General features: G+C 38.6%; 25 protein-coding genes. 21 read left to right on the top strand and 4 right to left on the bottom strand.

All coding sequences use genetic code 11. The annotated features are described in order from the left end of the window. Window positions 1–158 precede the first annotated feature (158 nt). Together AC3ANL_RS21720 and AC3ANL_RS21715 are read left to right on the top strand one after the other, a co-directional pair. Window positions 159–647, top strand: a complete 489-nt coding sequence (locus AC3ANL_RS21720; RefSeq protein ID WP_488326434.1) for an HIT family protein — start codon at window positions 159–161, stop codon at window positions 645–647. A gap of 15 nt (window positions 648–662) precedes the next feature. Next, window positions 663–1370 (top strand): MOSC domain-containing protein, encoded by a 708-nt coding sequence (locus AC3ANL_RS21715; RefSeq protein WP_488326433.1) that lies wholly within the window; start codon window positions 663–665, stop codon window positions 1368–1370. Window positions 1371–1423: 53 nt separating this feature from the next. Here AC3ANL_RS21715 and AC3ANL_RS21710 read toward each other — a convergent pair whose 3' ends face one another. Beyond that, window positions 1424–2329 carry an AEC family transporter gene (locus tag AC3ANL_RS21710; RefSeq protein ID WP_488326432.1) on the bottom strand — a complete coding sequence of 302 codons (906 nt, stop codon included), beginning with the start codon at window positions 2327–2329 and terminating at the stop codon, window positions 1424–1426. Window positions 2330–2604: 275 nt separating this feature from the next. On the opposite strand from AC3ANL_RS21710, the gene AC3ANL_RS21705 reads away from it, so the two are divergent. Then, the gene (locus AC3ANL_RS21705; RefSeq protein ID WP_488329798.1) at window positions 2605–3138 is read left to right on the top strand and encodes a uridine kinase family protein; all 534 of its coding nucleotides are present in this window, start codon (window positions 2605–2607) and stop codon (window positions 3136–3138) included. Between the two features lie 110 nt (window positions 3139–3248). Here the strand turns inward: AC3ANL_RS21705 and AC3ANL_RS21700 are convergent, their stop codons facing one another. Further along, complete coding sequence (locus AC3ANL_RS21700; protein ID WP_488326431.1) at window positions 3249–3590, bottom strand: YqzG/YhdC family protein; 342 nt, start codon at window positions 3588–3590, stop codon at window positions 3249–3251. A gap of 96 nt (window positions 3591–3686) precedes the next feature. On the opposite strand from AC3ANL_RS21700, the gene AC3ANL_RS21695 reads away from it, so the two are divergent. The 14 genes from AC3ANL_RS21695 (at window position 3687) to AC3ANL_RS21630 (ending at window position 16279) form a co-directional block, all read left to right on the top strand. Next, a complete protein-coding gene (locus AC3ANL_RS21695; protein WP_488326430.1) occupies window positions 3687–4355 on the top strand; it encodes an alpha/beta family hydrolase in 669 nt (222 codons plus the stop codon). Window positions 4356–4392: 37 nt separating this feature from the next. Beyond that, window positions 4393–4899, top strand: coding sequence for a GNAT family N-acetyltransferase (locus AC3ANL_RS21690; protein ID WP_488326429.1), 507 nt, complete (start codon window positions 4393–4395; stop codon window positions 4897–4899). Between the two features lie 290 nt (window positions 4900–5189). Then, window positions 5190–5693 (top strand): GNAT family N-acetyltransferase, encoded by a 504-nt coding sequence (locus tag AC3ANL_RS21685; protein WP_488326428.1) that lies wholly within the window; start codon window positions 5190–5192, stop codon window positions 5691–5693. Between the two features lie 295 nt (window positions 5694–5988). After that, window positions 5989–7230 (top strand): MFS transporter, encoded by a 1242-nt coding sequence (locus tag AC3ANL_RS21680; protein ID WP_488326427.1) that lies wholly within the window; start codon window positions 5989–5991, stop codon window positions 7228–7230. Window positions 7231–7449: 219 nt separating this feature from the next. After that, window positions 7450–7986, top strand: coding sequence for an HD domain-containing protein (locus tag AC3ANL_RS21675; RefSeq protein WP_488326426.1), 537 nt, complete (start codon window positions 7450–7452; stop codon window positions 7984–7986). 39 nt (window positions 7987–8025) lie between these two features. After that, window positions 8026–8481, top strand: coding sequence for a DUF2269 family protein (locus tag AC3ANL_RS21670; protein ID WP_488326425.1), 456 nt, complete (start codon window positions 8026–8028; stop codon window positions 8479–8481). Between the two features lie 352 nt (window positions 8482–8833). Next, window positions 8834–9004, top strand: coding sequence for a YezD family protein (locus tag AC3ANL_RS21665; protein WP_488326424.1), 171 nt, complete (start codon window positions 8834–8836; stop codon window positions 9002–9004). 183 nt (window positions 9005–9187) lie between these two features. Then, on the top strand, window positions 9188–10270 hold the full coding sequence (locus tag AC3ANL_RS21660; protein ID WP_488326423.1) for a sulfate ABC transporter substrate-binding protein: 1083 nt from the start codon (window positions 9188–9190) through the stop codon (window positions 10268–10270). An 82-nt stretch (window positions 10271–10352) separates the two neighbouring features. Further along, window positions 10353–11186 (top strand): sulfate ABC transporter permease subunit CysT, encoded by an 834-nt coding sequence (gene cysT / locus AC3ANL_RS21655; RefSeq protein ID WP_488326422.1) that lies wholly within the window; start codon window positions 10353–10355, stop codon window positions 11184–11186. A gap of 230 nt (window positions 11187–11416) precedes the next feature. After that, window positions 11417–12304 (top strand): sulfate ABC transporter permease subunit CysW, encoded by an 888-nt coding sequence (cysW, locus tag AC3ANL_RS21650; RefSeq protein WP_488329797.1) that lies wholly within the window; start codon window positions 11417–11419, stop codon window positions 12302–12304. A 1-nt stretch (window position 12305) separates the two neighbouring features. After that, window positions 12306–13376: a sulfate/molybdate ABC transporter ATP-binding protein gene (locus tag AC3ANL_RS21645; protein WP_488326421.1), complete on the top strand. Its 1071-nt coding sequence runs from the start codon at window positions 12306–12308 to the stop codon at window positions 13374–13376. A 188-nt stretch (window positions 13377–13564) separates the two neighbouring features. Beyond that, window positions 13565–13846 (top strand): YggT family protein, encoded by a 282-nt coding sequence (locus AC3ANL_RS21640; RefSeq protein WP_488326420.1) that lies wholly within the window; start codon window positions 13565–13567, stop codon window positions 13844–13846. 28 nt (window positions 13847–13874) lie between these two features. Then, window positions 13875–14660: a GNAT family N-acetyltransferase gene (locus AC3ANL_RS21635; RefSeq protein ID WP_488326419.1), complete on the top strand. Its 786-nt coding sequence runs from the start codon at window positions 13875–13877 to the stop codon at window positions 14658–14660. A gap of 200 nt (window positions 14661–14860) precedes the next feature. Then, window positions 14861–16279 (top strand): tetratricopeptide repeat protein, encoded by a 1419-nt coding sequence (locus AC3ANL_RS21630; RefSeq protein WP_488326418.1) that lies wholly within the window; start codon window positions 14861–14863, stop codon window positions 16277–16279. A 170-nt stretch (window positions 16280–16449) separates the two neighbouring features. On the opposite strand, the gene AC3ANL_RS21625 is transcribed toward AC3ANL_RS21630, so the two are convergent. Further along, complete coding sequence (locus AC3ANL_RS21625; protein ID WP_488326417.1) at window positions 16450–17958, bottom strand: ATP-binding protein; 1509 nt, start codon at window positions 17956–17958, stop codon at window positions 16450–16452. A gap of 768 nt (window positions 17959–18726) precedes the next feature. On the opposite strand from AC3ANL_RS21625, the gene AC3ANL_RS21620 reads away from it, so the two are divergent. Continuing rightward, entirely contained in the window at window positions 18727–18978 is a 252-nt protein-coding gene (locus AC3ANL_RS21620; RefSeq protein ID WP_488326416.1) for a hypothetical protein, read from the top strand. A gap of 266 nt (window positions 18979–19244) precedes the next feature. Beyond that, entirely contained in the window at window positions 19245–20879 is a 1635-nt protein-coding gene (locus AC3ANL_RS21615) for a M4 family metallopeptidase (protein ID WP_488326415.1), read from the top strand. 316 nt (window positions 20880–21195) lie between these two features. Here AC3ANL_RS21615 and AC3ANL_RS21610 read toward each other — a convergent pair whose 3' ends face one another. Then, the gene (locus AC3ANL_RS21610) at window positions 21196–21684 is read right to left on the bottom strand and encodes a nucleoside deaminase (RefSeq protein ID WP_488326414.1); all 489 of its coding nucleotides are present in this window, start codon (window positions 21682–21684) and stop codon (window positions 21196–21198) included. Between the two features lie 163 nt (window positions 21685–21847). Here AC3ANL_RS21610 and AC3ANL_RS21605 point away from each other — a divergent pair, with 163 nt between their 5' ends. Together AC3ANL_RS21605 and AC3ANL_RS21600 are read left to right on the top strand one after the other, a co-directional pair. After that, complete coding sequence (locus AC3ANL_RS21605; RefSeq protein WP_488326413.1) at window positions 21848–22114, top strand: hypothetical protein; 267 nt, start codon at window positions 21848–21850, stop codon at window positions 22112–22114. 293 nt (window positions 22115–22407) lie between these two features. Next, a complete protein-coding gene (locus AC3ANL_RS21600; protein WP_488326412.1) occupies window positions 22408–23604 on the top strand; it encodes a class I SAM-dependent rRNA methyltransferase in 1197 nt (398 codons plus the stop codon). Window positions 23605–23781 lie beyond the last annotated feature (177 nt).

Genomic DNA, 23781 nt, shown 5'->3' with positions numbered 1-23781 from the left:
AGTGTAATAGGAAACCAACAGTTTAATTCCTTTTTCAACCAAATCCTTTTATACTAAAAAGTAGACAACGGAATATTAAATAGGGTTGAACCTTTGATAAAGAATTAAGCATGAACGGATTTCATAGAATAGTAAATTGCCGTGAATGGGGGAGTTTAGTGAGGAAAATAACATTATCCAATGGGAAAACCATTGAGGTGGAGTGTTTAAGCTGTGCTTTAACAAGTGGTATTATCGAGCCTGATGGAGGAGTTGTCATCGAGACGGCCCATTTCCATGCGCACCAGGATGTCGCCTATCCGATAAAGGGTTTAATCATTCTTGCATCCAAGCGGCATATTAAATGTTTTGATGAATTAACAGAAGAAGAAAAACTTGATTACATAAATATTTTAACAAAAATTAGAAAAGCCCAACGAGAAGTGTTGGGGATTGAACAAGTTTATTATTTTTACAATGAAGATACCACACACCATTTTCACACCTGGATGGTTCCACGGTATGAGTGGATGGAGAAATTTGGCCGATCGGTCGAATCCGTTCGACCTGTATTGCTTCATGCCAGAAACGAAATGAATGATAAAGTGAATGTAGGAAAAGTAATGGACGCCATTAAACAGCTTACCGAAGCGCTAAATCATAAATAGCTAGGAGGAAAGAGAGTGGACATTTTATTATCAACTGTGTTTGTTGGTCTGGCAAAAACCGTCGGAGAAAAGGATGCAATACAACCTATGGATCGGGAATGGACCAGTGCCATTTTTAAAGAACCGGTACATGGTCCTGTATGGGTTGGAAAAACCGGTTTAACGGGTGATGGGCAATGGGATCAAAAAAATCATGGCGGACCAGAAAAAGCTGTTTTTGCCTATGCACTCGATAATTATACCTATTGGCAAACGGAACAGGGAATTTCAGAAATTGGACCAGGTGGTATGGGTGAGAATTTTGCGATGGACCATGTTTCAGAGGATCGAATTTCGATTGGCGATACCTTTCAAGTGGGTGAAGCCGTTGTGCAAGTGTCGCAGCCAAGACAGCCGTGCTGGAAACCGGCCCGCCGTTTTAAAACAAAAACCCTCGCACTGCAGTTGCAAAATACAGGCAAAACAGGGTGGTACTTCCGTGTGTTGAAAGAAGGAACTATCGAGGCAGGGCAATCTTTTGCCTTACTAGAACGGCCCTATCCACAATGGACGATTCAAAAGTGCAATGAAATTCTCCATGGAAAAAACCCTGATTATCTGCAAATGCAGGAACTGGCACAATGTGAATATTTGGCTCCAGGCATGAAGGGCACTTTAGAAAAACGGTTAGAAAACAGAGAGATGCCAGATATCCGAAATCGAGTGCTAGGGCCGAATAAATAATTAAAATTAAAAGCCTGTATCATAGCATAGATTCCTAGATACAGGCCATAAGTTTATAAAATAAAGTTGGCAAACAGATACAACAACACAATACTGACTAAAATACATATATTTGAAATCGTGCCAATCAAAAGAGTGGTTTTGTATTTAAATTCATGTGCATAGGGAATAACAGCCATTCCTATTGGGAGAATTAACCCCATTAATAGGGTATTGCGAAACATTTCACTAAAAGGCAGGAACAAATACAAAGCCACACCCACTAATAAGCCAAAGCCATATCGAAAAAGTACAAATTTCGTGATGGGTCGTAAGTATTGTTTTTCAAATGAGAAATTCAGATATAATCCTAGTAATAATAATGATAAAGGCATATTGGCCTTCGAGATGATGGTGGCAACATCAATGACTCCAGAAGGTAAATGAATATGGCTAAAATTTAATATACTCATAATGATATAGGACATAAACGGAATCGATTTGCTGAACTTTTTTAAAATCGAAACGGGTTTTAATGCTAACCCTTCTTCTGAAAAATAGCTCCCGACTATATAAACAAGTCCAAACACGAGGATGGAATTACCAACATCAAACATGCCAAAATAAAGAAGGCCCTCTGCCCCCCAAATCGCCTCAACAATGGGATAAACAAACAGACCGACATTGAATCCTGAGGTGAGCATCATTAAGGTTCCCTTTAGTTCCTTCTGTTCACTTTTAAATAAGAAAAATGCTAGAAAGACAGTAAGAAATCCATACAGCACAACAATAATGGGGATCATGATTAATGAAAGTTCAATTTTGACGGAATTGAGCGCCACAATCACCAAAGCGGGGAGCGTGATATTAAAAATAATTCTCGAGATGATTTCTCCATCACTTTCTTTTAAGATGTTCATTCTTTTTAAAAGATAGCCTAGCGCTATGATTGCGATTATATATAAGAATTCTTGATTCAACTGGTATTCCTTCTTCCTTTGAAACGGGTATTAGCCTTGTACACTCCATTTTTTCAAACTAGCTCTGGAGAATACATAAAATAAATAATAACATCAAGTAAAAATTATTTATAGTCCGTAAATCAAATCTTCTGTGTGTTTAATAGAATAAGATAGGAATATGCAAAGGTATATGGTAAAATTTTTCAAAAAAGGAAGGTGGTAGTCTAGTGGAGTTTAAGGTAAAAAAAGGGGAATTTGATTCATTAGAACAATTAGTTAACTCTCTTGAATGTATTCCTAGAAAGCAGTCGACCCTTTTAATCGGAATCGATGGCTGCGGCGGCTCTGGAAAAAGTACATTAGCCCATGTATTAAAAGAGGCATGTTCAAACGTAACGATTGTCCATATGGATGACTTTTATCTTCCGAAAGGGCAGCTTATCCAGTGTCATCCAACACAAAAGCCAGTTGGTGCAGATGTTGAGTGGGAACGGGTATTCAAGCAAGTAATAGAACCGATTAGTCATGATCAAAATGGCCATTACCAGCGTTATGATTGGGATAAGGATCAATTAGCAGAATGGCATAGTGTCCCTGTTGGTGGCATTGTCATTGTGGAAGGTGTGTATTCCACGCGGATAGAATTAGCGAAGTATTACGATTTGACCATTTGGGTGGAATGTCCAAGGGAATTACGGCTGGCTAGAGGGATTGAACGAGACGGTGAAGAAGCGCGTCAGACATGGGAAAATAATTGGATGATATCCGAGGATATTTATATAAAAGAACAAAAGCCACAGGAAAGAGCAGACCTTTTAGTAGAATGAGGGTTAGTCCAAGAGGGAACATTTTTAAAAATGCCCCTGCTTATTGATAAGATAAGAAAGTAAAAAATCTTCGAAAATTGTCCAGCTCCAGCGCTCTAGCGCTTTTCTGATTATCTCGTTGACTCTTTAAACGTAATCTTCATTACTTTTTCGGTTTCATTGTTAAATTCAATATCTACATAAACCCCAAATTCTCTATTGTTTTCTTTTAACCAGAGTTTGAATTTTTCGGTGGAGGAGGGAGAACTGGTTTTCCTTCCAATATGAAGGTAGTCGATGATTTTCGCATTTGGATATCTTTCTTTGGTTTTCTCCATGGCCAAGGTACCCCACTTCGCATATGGCGGGACGGGTTTCTGTTGTGCATTTACAATATCCATCAGCTGCAGTTGACTTGGACCAATTGAAACAAAACCAATGGCGACTAACAAACTTATCAACAGTTTTCTCATGTTATCCCCCTTTTCAATTAGCATTGCATTTCACGCCTTTACTTATGTAAAAAAACATAAAAACTTCCCCATAGTTTTAATTGAGGTGAATAAAGAGTGTACAAACTTTATGACGGACAAATAGAAAGAAACGAGTTTTCCACGATTCCCTATACATGGATTCGAAATGATCAACCGAACATGGCCATCTGTATCATGCTGCCAGGGCTTGGCTATACAACAAAGCAGCCGCTGTTTCATTATGCAACAGGAATGTGCTTGGATCAGAATGTTGATGTGCTTCACGTTAATTATAATTTTGTAAAAAATGAACAGTTTAAAATACTTTCGGAAACAGAGCAAAAGCAGTGGATGGATGAAGATGTAAGGGCAGTTGTTGAGGAAGTATTAAAGGGCGCCCATTATGAGCAGTTTTTTTTGTTGAGTAAATCGATTGGAACGATACCAATGGCAATGGAATGGACACAAAGGAATTATATTCAAGATGCCATCGGGATATGGCTAACCCCTCTATTTAAAGAAGACACAGTGTACGAATCACTCCTACATACTGACCAGCCTTCCCTTTGTGTTATTGGGGATAAGGATCATCATTACCTCGAAGATCGCGTTATATCATTGAAAAATAATCAACAAGTCAGAACGCTTGTGGTTCCCGAGGCTGATCATAGTTTGGAAATTAAGGGAGATATGCTCGGGACGATTGATGCACTGAGGTTAATCATGGAACACGTTCAAGAGTTTATCGTCAGAAACAAGATATGAAACAAATGAAAGTGAATTAATGGAGGGGGATTTTTTCGTGTATATACGAGAAATCAGCACTTCAGATGCTGAAAAATTGGTCCATCTCATTCAGCAAGTAGAGGCTGAATCTGAATATATGCTGATGGAAGCGGGCGAAAGACAACTTACGCCTGAACGGCATAGAAAAACGATAGAAAATATGGAAAGTCTTGAGAATAGTACAATCTTTGTTGCCGAAAAAGACAATCAATTGGCTGGCTATTTGTTGGCGATTGGCGGCACTGCGAGAAGAACAAAACATTCTGTTTATATCGTTATTGGTATTTTGCAGGATTTTAGAGGACAGGGGATTGGGACAAAACTTTTTGAGGCACTTGATAAGTGGGTGATAGGTCGAAATATTCACCGCCTGGAACTAACAACAGTCATTCGGAATGAGGCTGCTTTGGCCTTGTATATGAAAATGGGCTTTGAGATTGAGGGAACAAAAAAGAAGTCTCTTTTCATTAATGGGGAATTTGTGGATGAATATTACATGTCAAAGCTTGTCCCATGTCGCTGAACGGAAACTTTTAGTTCGAGGTTAATTGGTTTAATGTATAATATTGGTATAAATAAAAAATTATGGGGGTTATTTGATGGGGAATGTTGGTATGTTTAACCTTTTTTCATTCATTCCTTTTTTGGTTTATTTGTTAATACTGGGTTTCGTTATTTATTTTATTCTCAGAGGAATACGATTCATGAATGAAAAAACGAAATTGGATCAAGAAAGAAATGAGAAGTTGGATTCTCTGATAAAGGTTTTACAAGACCGTAAGGATTCTAGCCAGTAGGGGAGAGACCGTGAACATGGAAATTAGACTACTACATCCATCCGATGCAGACAACTACTGGAAATTAAGATTAGAAGCATTAAAGCAAAACCCGGAAGCATTTTTAACAAGTTACGAAGAATCCGTAAAACGAGAAAATCCCGTTGAACAGGTTGCGCGCAATTTTACAGAAGAGGGGAACTACACGTTTGGGGCGTTTGATAATGGGACGCTTATCGGGATGGTCACATTACTACAGGAGGAACGTGTGAAGATCCGGCACCGCGCAAACATTTTTGCCATGTATGTTACGCCCAAAAAACAAGGGATGGGTGTTGGGAAAGCATTAATGACCGAGGCCATTCATAGAGCTCAAGAAATAAAAGAGATAGAAAAAATAAATTTAACCGTCACTGCCAGTAATGAAAAGGCGAAGCGTCTTTATCAAAAGTTAGGATTTAAAGCATATGGGGTAGAGGAAAAGGCCCTTAAAATAGACGGTGTCTACTATGATGATGAATACATGGTTCTCCACATGTGAAATTTTCACATGGTGCCTGACACCTTTTTTATGCTGTTATCCATAAAATCACAGAAATTCCTTGAATATAGAAATTAATTAAAGTAAGATAAATATACGTTATAACGAAAGGGTGACTTTAAAGCCGATGATTTACTAATCCTATTTTGAACAAGTATTTCGGATAAACGAATATATTTTTTGGATAGGATTAGCAGGGCTTTTTTATATTAGAAGGGTAAAGTACATGGTGTACTCTGCCATTTTGATGCCTTTTTGCCTCCTATCCAGAAATGCTGGATATGGAGGTTTTTTTATGGAACAAACAAAATCAGATGTTACCATGGGTTCTTTATTTCGTAATAAAGTAATCCGAACATTATTGCTCTCAACGTTTTTTCTACAGATTGGTATTTGGGTACGGAATTATTCGATCTTGTTATTTGTGGTTGAAAAGACAAATGAAGATCCAGTGGCAGTATCGCTCATTTCAGTAGCCGAGTTTGCGCCAATCTTTCTGTTTTCTTTTATAGGTGGAACCTTTGCCGATCGCTGGAAACCGAAGCGGACTATGATTTGGTGTGACTTTCTCAGTGCTGTTTCAATCTTTGTGGTGCTGTTGACCCTAGTCTTTGGCGGCTGGAAAGTGATCTTCTTTGCCACATTGGTTTCGTCCATTTTGTCACAGTTTTCACAACCGTCAGGTATGAAGTTGTTCAAGCTTCATGTGAAAGAAGAATTAATTCAAATGGGAATGTCCATTTATCAGACCATTTTTGCCCTGTTTATGATTCTTGGCCCGGTACTTGGTACGTTTGTATACCAGCATTTTGGTATTGATGTTGCGATTGCCGTTATGGGAGTAGCTTTCTTACTTTCTGCCGCGATCTTATTCTTACTTCCAACGGACTATGAGGTTGAAGAGACGAAGGAGAATACGACCCTAACTCAAGAAATGAAGGCCGGGTTCAAATATGTGTGGAACAGCCGTGCCCTGACATTGCTTGGCGGAAGTTTTGCGGCGGCGGGATTCGCGCTGGGACTGACCCAGCCCTTAACCGTGTTCCTTGTTACCGAACAGCTTGGTTTACCCAAAGAGCAATTGCAATGGCTGATGGCGGCATTTGGGATCGGGATGATTTTAGGAGGCGGGCTCACGGTGGGGTTTACAAAAAAAACGCCGCCACAAATCCTGCTTGCGATCGGTATGAGTGCTAGTGCCCTTGGATTTTTAGTGATGGGGTTTTCCGACATGTTCTGGCTTACGCTGACAGCAGAGTTTGTCAGTGGTCTGTTTATGCCGTGCATCCATATTGGAATCAATACGATGATCTTGAAGAACACAGATGCAGCCTTTATTGGACGTGTAAATGGAATTTTGAACCCAGTCTTCATGGGAACCATGGTCATTACGATGACAGCAAGCGGCTGGCTGAAACAGACGTTTTCCCTTGTGGTGATGTATGAAGCCTCGGCGCTCCTATTTTTGGTTGGAGTTCTGATCCTGGTTCCACTATTCAAAAGTTCGACTGTATTGAAAAAAAGTGAAGAAATTTAACTTTTAAAGGAATCCGGAAAATTCTCGGAGGATGTCTCAAAACAAAGGGTAAGACCCCATAACCTCAAATAGCGCTGAGCTTTTCCTAACATGCGACTATATATTGAGTGTTAAACGTGGGGTCAGCCTCTTTTCAGACATCCTCTTTTCTGTTTCCTTCTAATCAAAATACTTGGTAAAATTAAGAAGGAAAAATCACGAGTAACGGAGGCTAAATCGATGGACGTAATTGAACAAGCGCTACAAACAGCTGCAAAGGCACATGCCAAGCAGTACAGGAAAGGAACAGATATCCCTTACATTACGCATCCAGCAGCCGTTGGAATGATCTTAATGAAGGCCGGATACAGTGACACAATCGTTGCCGCAGGGATTCTCCATGATACAGTCGAAGACACGGATATTACTTTAAAGGACATTGAAAGGGATTTTGGGCTTGAAATTGCTAAGGTTGTGGAAGGATGTTCAGAACCAGATAAGTCGCAATCATGGCAGCAACGAAAGGAGCATACCATTGAATTTTTAAAAGGTGCTTCAAGTGATATCCGAGCAGTTGCCTGTGCGGACAAACTACATAATATTCGGTCCATCCTAGACGATTATCAACAACATGGTGAGGAAATCTGGAGAAGATTTAATGCTGGTAAAGAAAAGCAGCGATGGTATTATACCAATATAGTTGAAAGTTTGAGATACCATAATTCTTTTCCACTAATAGAAGAATTAGAAGAAGAGATTAGACGCTTATTTACGTAAAATTAGCAAGATGTAGAGTAGATGGAGGTTGGCACAACTGTGATAACGTTTTACAAAGTCGTTGTATTCATTCATATTTTTTCTGCCATTATCGGAATGGGACCAGGTTTTATTTTAACAACGGTTGTTAAATCTGGAAAGACCATGACTGAATTACGACATTCCTATAAGATTAGACATAAGTTACATATTTTTGTTATGGTGGGTGGTACTCTTTTGCTGATTACAGGATTAACCATGAGCTTTTTAAATCCAAGCTTGTTTCGGATGGGGTGGTATATCACTAGCCTGGTTCTCTTTTTGGCGGCACTTGCCATCGGTCCGTTAGTCCTCTCCCCTAGGTCAAAACCAGTGAAGGAATTATTAGCTTCACATAAAGGGGATGAGATTCCTGATGAATATTGGCGCCTGTCAAAAGTGTTATTTCGATATGAACATCTTGAAAATGTGATTTTCTTAATCATTATTGCGCTTATGATTTTAAAACCATTTTAACAAGGAAGGTAAACCACACTCTTCTTTTTCGAGAAAATTCCCTGGATTAAAATATTTAAACTTACTTTTTAAAATAATCTAAAAACACACTTGACAGGTAGGAAAAGTCAGAATAAAATGGAAATAATTCAAAGTATTAATCACTAACTAAATATTAAGCTGATTGGTCAACCAAAGGCTTATACTCACTCAAGCGGGTATAAGCCTTTTTTCAGTTTTAAAGGGGGAATAGTTGCCACAAACCAATCATGAATAAGTAGAGACCGTATTGAAGTCTGCCGGTATATGTATTTTTTTGGGATTAAAACCAAGTATTCTTATGAGTTATGATGTATTTAAGGAGGATGATCATATGGCGGTAGTTGATCAAACGAAAGCGAATTTAATTCTCTCCACTTTAAAGAATATAGAGTATGGTTCTGTCACGATAACCGTTCATGACGGCACCATCACACAAATTGATAAAACCGAGAAAACTCGCTTTGAATCAAAACGATTTGCCTCTAAAGATCAAAAGAGATGATTAAAAAAGAAACAAAACTACTAATCTATCATTTAAAAGTGAAATGGCCGATCAGTCCACTGAAGGCTGCTTATTTTTAGATGTGCTAAAAGTACCTATTGCCAAGAAACCCAGGCAATGATTCTTTCTGCATGCTCTAAAAATTAAGCAGTCTTTTTTATTTTAAAAATAGGGGGGAAATAAATGAAAACATTATACAAATTCTCAATGGCACTTATTCTTTTGGCAGTTATTTTAGCAGGGTGCAGTTCAGATAAGACGAGTGGGCAAAATTCAAATAAGGAAGATACAACCACCAAACAGGAAACAACGGCAAAGGCAAAGAAGGAACCGGTCGAATTATTAAACGTGTCGTATGACCCAACGCGTGAACTTTATGAAGAGTTTAATAAAGAATTCTCTCAATATTGGAAAGAGAAAACGGGGCAGCAGGTTACCATCCAGCAATCCCATGGTGGATCAGGGAAACAGGGACGTGCCGTTATTGATGGTCTTCAGGCTGATGTTGTGACGCTGGCACTGGCCTATGACATTGATGAGATTGCAAACCTAGGCGGCTTACTTTCGAAGGATTGGCAAAAGAGACTTAAGGATAACTCCACTCCTTATACCTCAACCATTGTGTTTCTCGTCAAAAAAGGAAATCCAAAGGGTATTAAGGATTGGAACGATTTAACGAAAAAAGGTGTTTCCGTCATTACCCCGAACCCTAAGACATCTGGTGGTGCAAGATGGAATTATTTAGCCGCATGGGCTTATGCAAAAGAAAAATATAATGGTGATGAAGCTAAAATCAAATCCTTTATGGGTCAATTATATGGGAATGTGGAAGTACTAGATTCTGGTGCACGCGGGGCAACTACCACATTTGTTGAACGAGGCATTGGTGATGTCTTGATTGCCTGGGAGAATGAGGCGTTCCTCACACTAAATGAATTAGGCAAAGATAAGTTTGAAATTGTTGTTCCATCTATTAGCATTCTGGCCGAACCACCAGTAGCTGTTGTTGATAAAAATGTGGAGAAAAAAGGAACAAAAGAAGTGGCCGAAGCTTATTTGCAATATCTCTATACAGATAAAGGGCAGGAAATTGTCGCAAAAAATTACTATCGTCCTCGCAACGAAGAAATTCTTAAAAAATATGCTGATGTCTTTCCAAAAATCAATTTAGTGACCATCGATAAAGATTTTGGCGGCTGGAAAAAAGCCCAGGAAACGCACTTTAGTGACGGCGGAACGTTTGATCAAATCTATCAGCCAAAGTAAGTTCAGTAACTGATTATTTTGGGCCTTCCAAAGCACACGGTTATGGGAGGTCCAAGTATCTTCGACGGAAGGGGTCAACCTCATGGCTCGTGTTCAAAGCATAAAAATGAAAAAAGGCGGCATACTGCCAGGATTTGGGCTATCGCTAGGGTTTACGATGTTTTACGTTAGTTTCCTCGTCATTTTGCCATTATCGATGATCTTTATTAATTCTTTCTCGGTGGAATGGTCAAAAATTTGGGAGACGATTTCTGACCCGCGAGTGGTTGCCTCCTATAGGCTAAGTATTGGGGCATCTTTATTTGCAGCATTAATCAACGTCGTTTTTGGGGTGTTAATCGCTTGGGTATTGGTTCGCTATCAGTTTCCGGGGAAGCGAATCATCGATGGTCTGGTGGATTTACCATTTGCCCTGCCAACGGCAATTGCCGGCATTGCCTTAACAACCTTATATACAGAGAACGGCTGGATTGGCCAATTTTTGAATTTCAAAGTGGCGTTTACACCGATTGGCATTACCCTGGCTCTTACCTTTATCGGGTTACCCTTCGTTGTGAGAACGGTGCAGCCTGTTTTGCAGAACGTGGATAAAGAAATCGAGGAAGCCTCGGCGGCCTTAGGGGCAAATCGACTGCAGACCTTTGTAAAAGTCATTTTTCCCGAGTTATTGCCCGCAGCACTGACTGGCTTTGCATTAGCATTTGCTAGAGCCTTAGGAGAGTATGGATCGGTCGTTTTTATAGCTGGAAATATGCCGATGCGTACGGAAATTACTCCTCTATTAATCATGACGAAACTAGAACAATATGATTATGCAGGCGCCACGGCCATTGCCGCCGTTATGCTGATTTTTTCATTTATTTTGTTATTAGTTATTAATCTATTGCAATGGTGGACAAACCGAAAATTTATTTAAAAATACTAGATTTGTGGATTCGCAAATAAACCAGGTCAATTCGCAAATAAACGATCCAATTTCGCAAATAAACCTTTCTGATTCGCAAATAAAATCATATTTTCCGCAAATAAGAATCTCGTAAGTAGTATTTTTGATTAAAAATTCAATAAAAAAGGCTTTATTTCACGTAAAAGATAGTAAATGGCATTATAAATCACAAAAACATCCAAATAAATGGGGGGATTATGATGGCAGGCCAAGTTTCACTGCAATATTCGAGTACACCAGTACAGAATTCCACCCAAGACGCTGAACCACGGTGGGTTCGCTATTTACTGATTACACTAGCATTAGGATTTTTATGTTTGTTTTTAGTCCTACCGCTTGCAGCCATTTTTATTAAAGCCTTTGAAAAGGGAAGTACTGTTTTCTTAGCAGCCATCAGCAGTCCTGATGCTTTAGCTGCGATTAAGCTAACTGTTATCGTTGCTCTCATAACCGTTCCCTTAAATGCCATCTTTGGTGTTGCCGCAGCCTGGGCGGTAACGAAGTTCAATTTTAAAGGAAAAAGCCTGTTGATTACGATTATTGATCTACCCTTTGCGATCTCTCCTGTCATCGCGGGCTTGGTGTTTGTTTTATTATTTAGTTCCCACGGTTTATTTGGTCCTTGGTTACAAGCGCATGATATTAAAATTATTTTTGCCGTTCCTGGGATTGTCATCGCTACCTTGTTAATCACACTGCCCTTTGTGGCGCGCGAGTTAATTCCGTTGATGCAGACCCAGGGAACAACCGATGAGGAAGCCTCGATGACGCTGGGCGCAAGCGGCTGGAAAACGTTTTTCCTGGTGACCTTGCCAAATATTAAGTGGGGCTTGCTGTATGGGATTATTTTGTGTACTGCGCGTACAATTGGTGAATTCGGCGCCGTGTCGGTTGTCTCTGGCCATATTCGCGGGATGACGAATACGATGCCGCTTCATATTGAAATTTTATACAATGAATATCAATTTTCAGCTGCTTTTGCGGTTGCATCCTTAATGTCCATGTTTGCGATCTTCACCTTGGTTGTAAAAAATGTGATTGAATGGAAAGCAAAAAAATCCATGATACCAGAAGAAGGAGAGTCCTAAGATGAGTATTCAAATACGAGACATCTCAAAATCATTCGGGACCTTTAAAGCCCTTGACCACATCAATATCGATATTCAAACGGGAGAATTAATCGCCCTCCTCGGTCCTTCTGGATCTGGAAAAACCTCGCTGCTACGAATTATTGCAGGATTAGAAGCCGCCAATCAGGGAGTTATTCTATTTGGAGAAGAAGATATGACCCATATTAGTACAAAAGAGCGTAAAGTAGGGTTTGTATTTCAGCATTATGCGTTATTTCGTCATATGACTGTGTTTGATAATATTGCTTATGGTTTAAAGGTTCGTCCTCGAAAAAGCAGACCCTCCAAAAAGGAGATTGCGGAGAAGGTCAATGAATTATTGAAACTAGTAAAATTAGAGGCTTTTGCCAATCGCTACCCATCCCATTTATCAGGCGGGCAACGGCAGCGGGTCGCCCTTGCTAGAGCATTAGCCGTTGAGCCCAAGGTTCTTTTGTTAGATGAACCGTTTGGTGCGTTGGATGCGAAGGTAAGAAAAGATCTCCGCAGGTGGTTACGAAAATTACATCATGATTATCAGATTACGAGCATTTTTGTAACACATGATCAAGAGGAAGCACTTGATGTTGCCGATCGCGTCGTAGTCATGAATGAAGGAAAGATTGAGCAGATTGGCACGCCAGAAGAGGTCTATGAAAATCCTAATAGTCCCTTTGTTTATCACTTCTTAGGGGATGTGAATCTATTTAAGGGCCGCTTGCATAAAGGGAAACTGCAGCATGGCGATTTTGAAGTGGATGCCCCTGAATTCGCAGGAACCGTGAATCGAGAAGCAGTAGGATATGTTAGACCGCATGATATAAACATTCAAAGAGAATCAAGCTCGGATGCGGTCTCGGCCAAGGTTAACTATATTCATTTAGTCGGTGCAGTTGCCCAACTTGAACTCATCCGCACAGACACGGGCGACTTTTTAGAAGCAGAATTAACGAAAGAACACTTCCGAAGCCTGCAACTAAAAACTGGTGAGGAAGTGTACGTAAAACCAACCCAATTAAAAGTATTTATTCCAGAGGATTATACCATTTAAGAAAGAAAATATAGGAGGCCTTACTTCATCAGTAGAAGTAAGGCTTTTTTTATAATAAAATAGAAGAAATAGTTAGTACCAAAACAAAAAAGAGAAAATGTTGAAACCTTATTGGGTGTATCACGTATATGTATACATAAGTAGACACAGCATATTTTAAAATTTTAAAAGACAGGATGATCTAAACATTGGGCTCGAATATTTTACAAGTTGGACAATATATTGTTGATATTTATTACTGGTTAATTTTAATATCTATTTTTGGTTCTTGGTTTCCTCAATTCAACTCCACTAAAGTTGGTATGTGGATTGGAAAACTAGTTGAGCCGTATTTATCAATCTTTAGAAAATTTATTCCGCCGCTGGGTGCCATTGATTTTTCTCCAATTATTGCTTTATTTGCCTATCGCTTTTTATCGGGATTTGCCCTTCAAGGCCTCCGCGAAGTAGTAATTATGATTGGCATTTAATTCAAAATGAAAGGGGAGTCACCATAAAATGATCAATTTACAGGAAATTTTAGCACTGGATTTTGCTTATTTAAAAACTTTTACAAACCGTACGGATACTGAATGGGGCTCCCTATTCTGTAATGAAAATCAACCCACCTATTACGACGCAAATCATGCTCATATTAGTGATCCATGTGATCAGCCAAACTTGGTCGTTAATGAAGTTATTCACTTTTATCAAGCTAGAAACATCATACCCAGGTTTTTTATTTACAATTTAGATGATCAGCAAAAGCTCCTTTCTGAATTAAAAACGAACCATTTTAAATACGAGGAATTAACTAGTATTGTGCAATTATGGAATCATCGGGTAACGGAAATTGAACATAATGAACGAGTTACGATTGAAAAAGTTACTGAAGAAAATTTTCAGGAAGCGTTAGAAATTGAGGGAAGCATAAAAGAATTTGGCGGAATGGAAGCCATTAAAAAGGTATATAAGCAGCAATTCGAGCATCCCTCTTTCACCCATTATCTTCTTCGTTTTGATGGCAAAGCCTGTTCCACAGCTTGTATCTTTGCAGAGGGGAATTATGCGCGAATGGAAAGTGTTGCAACCCTTGAAGCGTTTAGAGGAAAAGGCTTAATCGGAGAAATCATTCAATTCATTCAAAAAGAAGTTATCAATAGTGGAATAGAACAGTTATGGGTCTTTCCAATAAATGAATCAGTTGAAAAGGTATACCAAAAGTACGGTTTTCAAACCGTCGGCACATTGAAAATGGGGCATGCATTTTTAGGAGGAAGAAGTATTAAAGAAATTCAATCATAACCTTCTTGATTAGCTGCGAATTGCTAGAGTTCAAAGGAATTAGGCTGTCAATAACGACAGTCCTTTTTACTTTTGGGTGGGATCAATTCTTTTTCATGCGTAAATCATCAATGTGCACCGCACCCCCTATTCGAACTTATGGTATAATAAAGTGACAAACGTTAAACCATAGTATTTATGATGATAGGGGGCAAAGTAAAATGGATAAAGAAATGATCATGCCTGCTGAAATATCCATAAAAGATAAGAAACAAAATGAAAAGGGAAAAGTCACTCGGGCTGCACTTTTTGCTGGAAGCAAGGTAATTGAGGTCTTAGCTGCCGGTGATGAAAGCTATTATCTTGTCTACTACAAAAATTCCCTTATTTATGGTGCTAAGTTAAAAAATATAGAAGAAGGCACGTTTATTCAAAAGGCATTTCAAGAGGGTATTGTTATTGAGGCGCCTAATCCAATGTTAACTGCATTCATTCCCCATCAATCTATAACGATTCCTAATAAAAATAAACTTTTCTCCCACCTTCAACAACATTTTACCTTACAGGAAGTGGCCTATATTACCACAACACTTGATTCATTTTTTGAAAAGAATCAGTTGATTAGTATCATTGACAAAGTCTTCTTTCACTTTAGAAGAAGCGGAAAATTTATGAAGTCCTTTCAGGTCATTCAACTTTTACACGATTTTTCTCCTACATTAAAATCTGCTAAGGAACGATTGGATTCACACGAATTCAGTGCTTACCACGATTTTTACCATTCTGCTGACTTGCCATCCATCCTAAAAAAGGATCCTCTTTTTGTTGAAATACACTGTTTCAAAAATCGCTCTCATCCCGAAAAAAGAAAATTTTTAGAGGAAATATTAATAAAACAAGATAGCTTAGGTGCGCTTTTATTATGGCTGGAAAATCATGATCGACTACAAGAAGATAAATCCATTGAAACGTATACTGAAATTGCCCTACGTTTTATTACAATGGAAGAATGGATCTTTACTTTAGGTCAGGTCAGCCTCAATCCGTTTCGCATTTTACCTGATTCAAAACTAATTATGGAAAAGATGCTTCAAATGGGTCATTATGAGAAAGCCGCCTTATGTTTGTTCCCGTTTATAAATGACCTTCCATCATCTTATGACGCCATCCTCCGAAACATCTGGGAGAATTCCGACTATAATTTTGTCTTATCGCACTTAGAGGAATTCGTACCTTTGTTACAACATCTGCCCTCCCAGGACAATACAAAGCATTTGGAAGAAAAAATTTTCCAAATTGCGGTTAGGCTCCTGGAGGAAAACGACCTGCCATTTGTTCAGGAGAAACTTTTATCCATTCAACAGCTTTTCCCGCAATCAGAAGTAATCAAAAAGATCAATAAGATGCTTGAGTTGGTAGAAAACCCAGATCGAATGATGGATTTAGGCGATTTTTATGCCGAATTTAAACAATTTGATAAGGCCATTGATTGCTTTTTTTGGGAAATGGAATTGCAGCCGCAAAATCCTTCACCAGTAAGAAGAATCAGCAAAATGTACCAATATAAAGGCTTAGCCAAAGAAGCCGCAGCCTATCAAAAAATCTACGACCAACTAAAAAGCAATCAAGAAACCGGATGAAAAAAAGGTGTCAGGCACCATTATGTGCCTTGACACCTTTTTTATTGTGTAGAGAGTAGTTTGAGGAACTGCTGGGTATCTTCTAATGAGGAAACCCATTTTTATCATTTTTGAATTCAAAAGGAAAAATCGCAGCGGTTCCTTATCCGTTGCGGCCTTTCCTTTTTTTATTATACCTCACCCACTAATGGCAGGATAATTTCGACTTGGGTCCCTTCATTGGGCTTACTCTTTATAAAAATTTCTCCATCGTAGGAATCAATGATTCGCTTACAGACGGTCAAGCCGAGGCCAGAGCCATCTTTTTTTAACGTAAAGAATGGATCAAAGGCTTGAGTAATTTGATTCTCCCTCATTCCCACTCCAGTATCAGCAACCGTAATCTTACAGGAATCCATCCATTTAACGACAGATATAGTTAATTTCCCACCATGGGGCATAGCCTGTAAAGCATTTTTGGTTAGATTTAGAATTACTTGCTTTAACTGATCTTTGACGCAAGATACCGGCAGCCTTTCTGAAACTGATTCGATGATTAATTCCACATTCATGAAATTAGCTTCTGACAAAATAATCGGTTCAATTTCAGTAATAATCTCATTCGCAATATACGTTTCAAGTGTATAGGCTGTTGGTTTTCCAAGAACAAGCAATTCACTAACAATGGCATTAATTCGATCGATCTCCGTCTGAATGACATCGAAATAGGATAATGCCTTCTCATCTCGATATTCTTCACTTAGAAGTTTTACCAATCCTTTAATACCTGTTAATGGATTTCTTATTTCATGGGCTGTGCTGGCTGCGAGATTCCCGATTAACTCAAGCTTATGCATTTCCGTTTGTTTCTTTTCCTTTTCTAGTTTTCTTTTTAAAAAGAAATATTGAGCAGATAAAAAAAGGATACTAAAGGCGGTAATAAAAACAATCAGTGTATAAAAAAAGGTTTTCCAAAATAGTTCGTTCAAATTAGAATCAACTGTTATTGTAAGAACCCAAGGTAGTTTGGCAAAATTCATGCTGTAATTTACCGAGTGATCTTTAGAAATATCGCCTACTTTAATTAAGGTTTGCTTTGTATGATCCGTCACGATGATCATTTCATCTTTTACTAACTTTTCTACTGCCTTTTCAACTTCATCCAACCGTAAACTTGCAACGAGCACACTCTTTACTTGTCCATCTTCCACGATAGGGGTTGCAAGTGAGATAATCATCCTGCCTGTGACACGACCAATATGTGGTTCCGATAAAGTAGTTTTTTGTGTGGTGATCGCCTCCTGGAAATAGGGGCGATCACTTGCATTGACGACACTAGCTATTGTATTTGTACTGAATAATATGTCTCCCTTGGAGTCAGCCCAGAAGAAACCAGAAAAACGAGGATCTTTTCCAGTCGTTTCTCGAAGGATCTTTTCTACATCATCTAGGTTATTATGTTGAATTTTAATGGAGGTGGCCAGCATTTCTAATCGGCCTACCGTTTCACCGAGAAAGTTCTCAATATTCATGGCATGAAAGTTTGCAATCTCTTGTGCTTTGCTTTTATTTTGACTTTCAGCAATTTTAACTTGATGATGCGCTAATATCGTACTGATTGCGATAGAAGGAATGATAGTAAAAAGTAATATTAGCAATCTATTCTTGAATGCGGATTTAAGAAAACGGTTGGGACTCAAACGATCTACCCCTCTAACTGATATATAACCCCATTCATTTTACAATCTTTTTCTATCTTAGAATATAGATTTTGAAATATGTTTTCTATAAAAATAAGTCAAAATCGAAAAAAACAAATTAGGAATGGGATATTGCCATTTCATGTTAATGCGAATTTCATAAACTATTAGTAGGTATCAAAACAATATTACTAGTTCTAGGTAGATTACCAGTAAAAAAGGAGGAGGTGTTAATCTTTGCAAAAGGGAAGGAAACGAAGACGGTGTTCTTTGTGCATTTTTCCAGAATATAGATGGTGTGGTCCAGGCTGCAGCGGACCGGGGGCACCTATTAATGATGTGGATGCCTGTTGTCAGAGACATGACCGCTGCCTTAGCCGAGGAATTTCCCCGTGCGAGTGTGATTGGGAATTTATGAATTGTCTCCGCCTCAAAAAGAATCGATATTCCGATAAAGGTAGAAAAGCAGCACTCATGTATGATTTTATGAAAGTAAAAACGTCGCTCACTTGCGGGCAGCACCGCCGGTATTCCCCATAATATTGATCTTGCCTAATCAAAGTGAAGAGGCAGTTGCGTTGAAAAAAAAATCCTTTTCGGTGAATATAGAAGTAAGTTTATTTCGAAAGGGCGAAATACATGTACTTCTTCTATTGGTTTCTTAAATGTGGATGGCTGTTGCTGATTATTTTTATTGGAAATATTTATTTAAGCAACATGGGTTTGTGGTCTGTGGCCATATGTGTGGTTCTATTTTTAGGAGGGAATATGCTGATTAATAAAAAGATGGAACAGTCCATGGGACAGTATTTTATTAACCAATTTCCTATTCTCACGGAGTTGAAGGCCGGGCAAAGCATCTCTGTTGAATTGAAAAATGGAGAGGAATTAGTCAATTACGTTTTTATCTCGGCTTCAATTGATGCTATCTTAATTAGTCCTAAGGAACCTTCAACACTAGAAATGAAGGACAACGAGAAGCGTTGGATCCACTTGAAAAAAGTGAAAGCAATCCAATAGCTTAAAGACCCGCCACGTGCGGGTTTAATTTTTATAATCACCTAAACGTAATAAATATATTGTTGAATAGGCTATGAAAATATATTCACGTAAATTTTCCCAATATCTTCTATGAAACCAGCATTGGTTTTCTTATTATAGTGGCTATGTTAGTATTGGTGCCTGACACCCTAGTATTCACTTTTTTCCCAATTATGCCGAGGGTTGAGCCGTGATATGATATTTTTGAAAATTGAAATAAATATATCATTAGGAGGCGGTAGAGGATGAAGAAGAGAACGTCGATCATTTTGGCATTGGGTTTAACGGTGGGGGCACTTTTACCTATTACGGCTGCAGCAAAAACAATTCCCTACAATGTAACAATAACGAAGGAAGTGAATCAGTTTGGAAAGGATGCCAAGGTGACCTGGAAAAAGGGACAAAGTGTTCCATCCTTTGTTCATGGAAAGCTTTCTACTAAGGCCTATAAAGATAAAGTGGCTATTAAACAATTTTTAAAAGAAAACAAAGAACTCTATCAATTAGATACTGATAAAGATTTGACATTACTTAATGTGGAGAGGGACGAGCTTGGCAACACGCATTTTAACTTTGTCCAGTCCGTACAAGGAGTACCTTTAGATGGGGCAATGTTCAAAGTACATACCAATCAAAATGGTATGGTAACGGCCGTTAATGGTGACGTATTCCCCGAGGCTTCCTCCTATTTTAAAGGGGCCTTAAAAGCACAGCTTTCTAAAGATACTGCACTTAAGACTGCGTGGAAATCCATTCAGTTAACCAAAGAGGACACACAGACTAACGCGGAAGCAGGACCAACTGGTGAAAAATTTGCAGATACAGTTGAAAAGGCAGAACTAGTTGTTTATAAAAAAGCAAATGATTTTTATCTTGCGTATAAAACACACCTTCAATTTATTCAACCATACCCAGCAAACTGGGTGGTTTATGTGGATGCCGTAAATGGTAATGTCTTAGATTCCTATAATGCTGTGAATGACGCCGGTACTGGAATTGGGGTACTAGGAGATACGAAAACGCTGAATACTTATTATTCAAATGGCACCTATTATTTGTATGATACTACGAAGCCAATGGCGGGTGTTATTGAAACATTTACAGCTAAAAATTTATCACGCTTACCTGGCAGTTATTCTGTTGATGCTGATAATAATTTTAATGCAACGTCACAACGTGCAGACGTGGATGCCCACTACTATGCAGGTGTTGTTTACGATTATTATAAAAATACGTTTAACCGAAACAGCTTTGATAACAATGGAGCAACACTGCGTTCGACCGTGCATTACGGTAGAAATTATAACAATGCTTTTTGGAATGGTGCTCAGATGGTGTATGGAGACGGTGACGGAACGACCTTTACTTCTTTGTCAGGATCACTGGACGTAATCGCACACGAATTAACACATGCCGTAACTGAGAGAACAGCGGGGCTGGAATATCAATATCAATCCGGTGCCTTAAATGAATCGATTTCCGATACATTCGGAGTATTTCTTGACAAAGCAGACTATTTAATAGGTGAAGACGTGTATACCCCGAAAATAGCAGGAGATGCCTTGCGGAGCTTATCAAATCCTAGTCTTTATAACCAGCCAGAGCATATGAGCAATTATGTAAATACGACTTCTGATAACGGCGGTGTGCATACAAATAGTGGTATTCCAAACAAAGCTGCGTATCTTACGATTTCGAAATTAGGCTTCGATACTACACAGAAAATTTATTATCGTGCCCTTACGATTTATCTTGCTCCACAGAGTAACTTTAGTGATGCACGGGCATCTCTCCTAGCTGCGGCTGCCGATCTATACGGCACCGGCAGCACACAATACAATGCTGTCGCCTCTGCTTGGACACAAGTAGGCGTAAACTAAAAATAAAAAGTCAGCCATCACACATTGTGGTGGCTGATAATTATTTGTATCACCCCAATTGGTATAGGCAAGGTTAAGTATATGATAAAGGTAGAAAGGGTGTCAGGCACCAAAAAATGCATGGTAATAGTGAAAAAGGTGTCAGGCACCAAAGAGGGCAAAAAAAATAGATTGGTGAGGTCACCAATCAAATTATGGGAAGTTTTAAGAAATGAGTCAATTGAAACATTTCCTAATTAAGTTACTTTCATAATAAGGAAAACTTGTGTAGAACTTATATAGATCTTGTGTGGAAGTTGTGAAGATTCCCAAACATTTAGGAAGGCCGGTGTCCATTTAAGACAACTTCAGCCATAAAGGGCGAGTAGGTCTTTAATAGTTTCGTTGATTCATCAGCTAACACCCCACCAAGGTAATGATGCAATCGCTTTTTGATATAGGTGTTAGATTCAATGAAATGAGCCATTTCCATGTATTTATCCTCAACCGAAAAAACTACATTTCGAATATTAGCCAAAGTAATCGTTGATAAACACATCATGCATGGTTCCACCGTCGTGTACAAAATACACTCTCGGGCATGCTTGCGTAAATAGGATGCACATTGATTCATGGCATTGATTTCTGCATGCGCAAGTTCGCTATCCATAGTATTAATCCGATTGGACCCTCGTGATAGGATGGTGCCATTGTGTACAATGACCGTTCCAATTGGCCGGTCCCCGCGTTTCCCGGCATCTTCTGCTTCTTTTAATGCTTCTTGCATAAAGAAATGATGATTATACTCATGAAAATTTGGTATCAAAATCGATCCCCACCTTTATTTTTCTATATTCTAAAAATAGCAGATACTTACAATAAATGTTAGTCCTGCTTTACCTGTTTCATCTTGTAATAGGCCAAAATCTAGTCCTATTCAATAGTTAGACATACACTGTTTAGAACCAGTTAAAAAGGAGGGAAATAAAATGGAAAGACAACAAGACGGTTATATGGGTGCTCAAGGATATGGTTATCATCATGGACATGGCGGATACTATCCAGGGCATGGCGGGTATTACCCAAGTCCAGTTGGCTATCATCATGGCCATAGTGGATACTATCCAGGACATGGCTATCATCATGGTCACGGCGGATACTATCCAGGACACGGCTATCATCATGGTCACGGCGGATATTATCCAGGTCATGGTTATCACCACGGACATGGCACGTATACACCAGGTCATCGTTAATCAAATCCAATGATTTTCGATAAAAGAGAGGAGTCTCTATTATTAATTCAGAGCCACTTCTCTTTCTTTTACACAAATAAAATGATAAAAATAAGTCAACTTCGGTTTGTTCCGCTCAATATTGAAGAAATTTTAAAATAAAATAAAGATAAAACCGTCACAAAAGTAGTGGCGGTTTTTGTTTTAGGACAGTAATTAGTGTTAAGATTAATGTTATTCCAATCTTCCTGATGTGGAAGGCAAGATTTTGTCTACATTAAGAGTAGGATTATTAAATTTGATGGGATGACGCAATGAATAATGAAGTTAATCTAAAGGTGAAAACAAAGTTTGTCAATAAATTTATAAGCGGCTATCCACTTATAACTAAGGAATCCATCGTGAATGGAGACGCAAAAGTTATAGAGGGTTCTACCGTTCGATTGGTCGACGAGAAGAACCATTTTATTGCCAAAGGTTATTATGGAAAACAAAATAAGGGTCTTGGCTGGGTGCTTAGTAAAAATGAACATGTCTCATTTGATGAAGAATTTTTTGGGAAGAAGCTTAAAGAAGCTCTAAAGGGTAGAGAATCATTTTATAAAAGTACGGATACCACCGCGTTTCGGGTGTTTAATGGTGAAGGTGATGGAATCGGCGGGTTGACGATTGATTATTTTGCTGGATATTATTTGATAACCTGGTACAGCAAGGGTATCTATCATTTTCGCGATTTTATCATTCATGCTTTAATGGAATTGGTTGATTTTCAAGGAATATATCAGAAAAAGCGCTTTGATATGGAAGGTAAATATATTGAAGAGGATGACTTTGTCGCGGGTGAGAGGGGCGAGTTTCCGCTTATTGTTAAGGAAAATGGCGTTAATTTTGCAATTTATTTAAATGAAAGTGCCATGGTCGGGGTGTTTTTAGATCAACGGGATGTAAGGAGAACAATTCGGGATGTGTATGCAAAGGGGAAGACGGTTTTAAATACTTTCTCTTATACGGGGGCTTTTTCCGTTTTTGCAGCCTTAGGTGGAGCAACCAAAACGACAAGTGTGGATCTTGCCAATCGTAGCCGAAGTAAGACGATTGAACAGTTTCGTATAAATGAAATTGATCCTGAAGGACAATCCATCATTGTTGACGATGTCTTTAAGTACTTTAAGTATGCAGCCAAAAAACAGTTAAAGTTTGACATGGTCATTTTGGATCCGCCAAGCTTTGCGCGGTCAAAGAAATTTGTCTTTAGTGCGGAAAAGGACTATAAGAATCTCCTTATAGAAGCGATCGCGATTACAGAGGATAACGGGACGATTGTGGCTTCCACCAATAGCAGTGCATTTGGGATGGAAAAGTTCAAAAGTTTTATTGATGCTGCCTTTAAGGAATCAGGAAAAAGATACCGAATATTGGAGGAATTTTCACTTCCCGACGATTTCAAAACCATTAAAGAATATCCAGAAGGAAACTATTTAAAAGTCATCTATATAAAGAAAATGAAATAAGAAAGGTGTCAGGCATCATGTGAAATTTTCACATGGTGCCTGACACCTTTTCTAATCTTAATTAGTTGTGTTTATTTGAAATTGTCTTATAATAAGGTTATAGAAATGTTCACGGAATTGTCACAATTACACTTGTAAGTATTTAAAATGGTTGATTAAACATATTATTAACATGAA

It is taken from the genome of Neobacillus sp. DHD-1R (genome assembly GCF_057747995.1).
This window is presented reverse-complemented; position numbering and strand designations above follow the sequence as displayed.

Excerpts from the sequence above, each read along its gene's own strand:
- AC3ANL_RS21605 (WP_488326413.1), top strand. The coding sequence starts at position 21,848 with ATGGAAAGACAACAAGACGGTTATATGGGTGCTCAAGGATATGGTTAT.
- AC3ANL_RS21630 (WP_488326418.1), top strand. The coding sequence starts at position 14,861 with ATGGATAAAGAAATGATCATGCCTGCTGAAATATCCATAAAAGATAAG.
- AC3ANL_RS21665 (WP_488326424.1), top strand. The coding sequence starts at position 8,834 with ATGGCGGTAGTTGATCAAACGAAAGCGAATTTAATTCTCTCCACTTTA.
- AC3ANL_RS21635 (WP_488326419.1), top strand. The coding sequence starts at position 13,875 with ATGATCAATTTACAGGAAATTTTAGCACTGGATTTTGCTTATTTAAAA.
- cysW (WP_488329797.1), top strand. The coding sequence starts at position 11,417 with ATGGCAGGCCAAGTTTCACTGCAATATTCGAGTACACCAGTACAGAAT.
- AC3ANL_RS21600 (WP_488326412.1), top strand. The coding sequence starts at position 22,408 with ATGAATAATGAAGTTAATCTAAAGGTGAAAACAAAGTTTGTCAATAAA.
- AC3ANL_RS21700 (WP_488326431.1), bottom strand. The coding sequence starts at position 3,590 with ATGAGAAAACTGTTGATAAGTTTGTTAGTCGCCATTGGTTTTGTTTCA.
- AC3ANL_RS21660 (WP_488326423.1), top strand. The coding sequence starts at position 9,188 with ATGAAAACATTATACAAATTCTCAATGGCACTTATTCTTTTGGCAGTT.
- AC3ANL_RS21620 (WP_488326416.1), top strand. The coding sequence starts at position 18,727 with ATGCTGATTAATAAAAAGATGGAACAGTCCATGGGACAGTATTTTATT.
- AC3ANL_RS21685 (WP_488326428.1), top strand. The coding sequence starts at position 5,190 with ATGGAAATTAGACTACTACATCCATCCGATGCAGACAACTACTGGAAA.
- AC3ANL_RS21615 (WP_488326415.1), top strand. The coding sequence starts at position 19,245 with ATGAAGAAGAGAACGTCGATCATTTTGGCATTGGGTTTAACGGTGGGG.
- AC3ANL_RS21680 (WP_488326427.1), top strand. The coding sequence starts at position 5,989 with ATGGAACAAACAAAATCAGATGTTACCATGGGTTCTTTATTTCGTAAT.
- AC3ANL_RS21645 (WP_488326421.1), top strand. The coding sequence starts at position 12,306 with ATGAGTATTCAAATACGAGACATCTCAAAATCATTCGGGACCTTTAAA.
- AC3ANL_RS21675 (WP_488326426.1), top strand. The coding sequence starts at position 7,450 with ATGGACGTAATTGAACAAGCGCTACAAACAGCTGCAAAGGCACATGCC.
- cysT (WP_488326422.1), top strand. The coding sequence starts at position 10,353 with ATGGCTCGTGTTCAAAGCATAAAAATGAAAAAAGGCGGCATACTGCCA.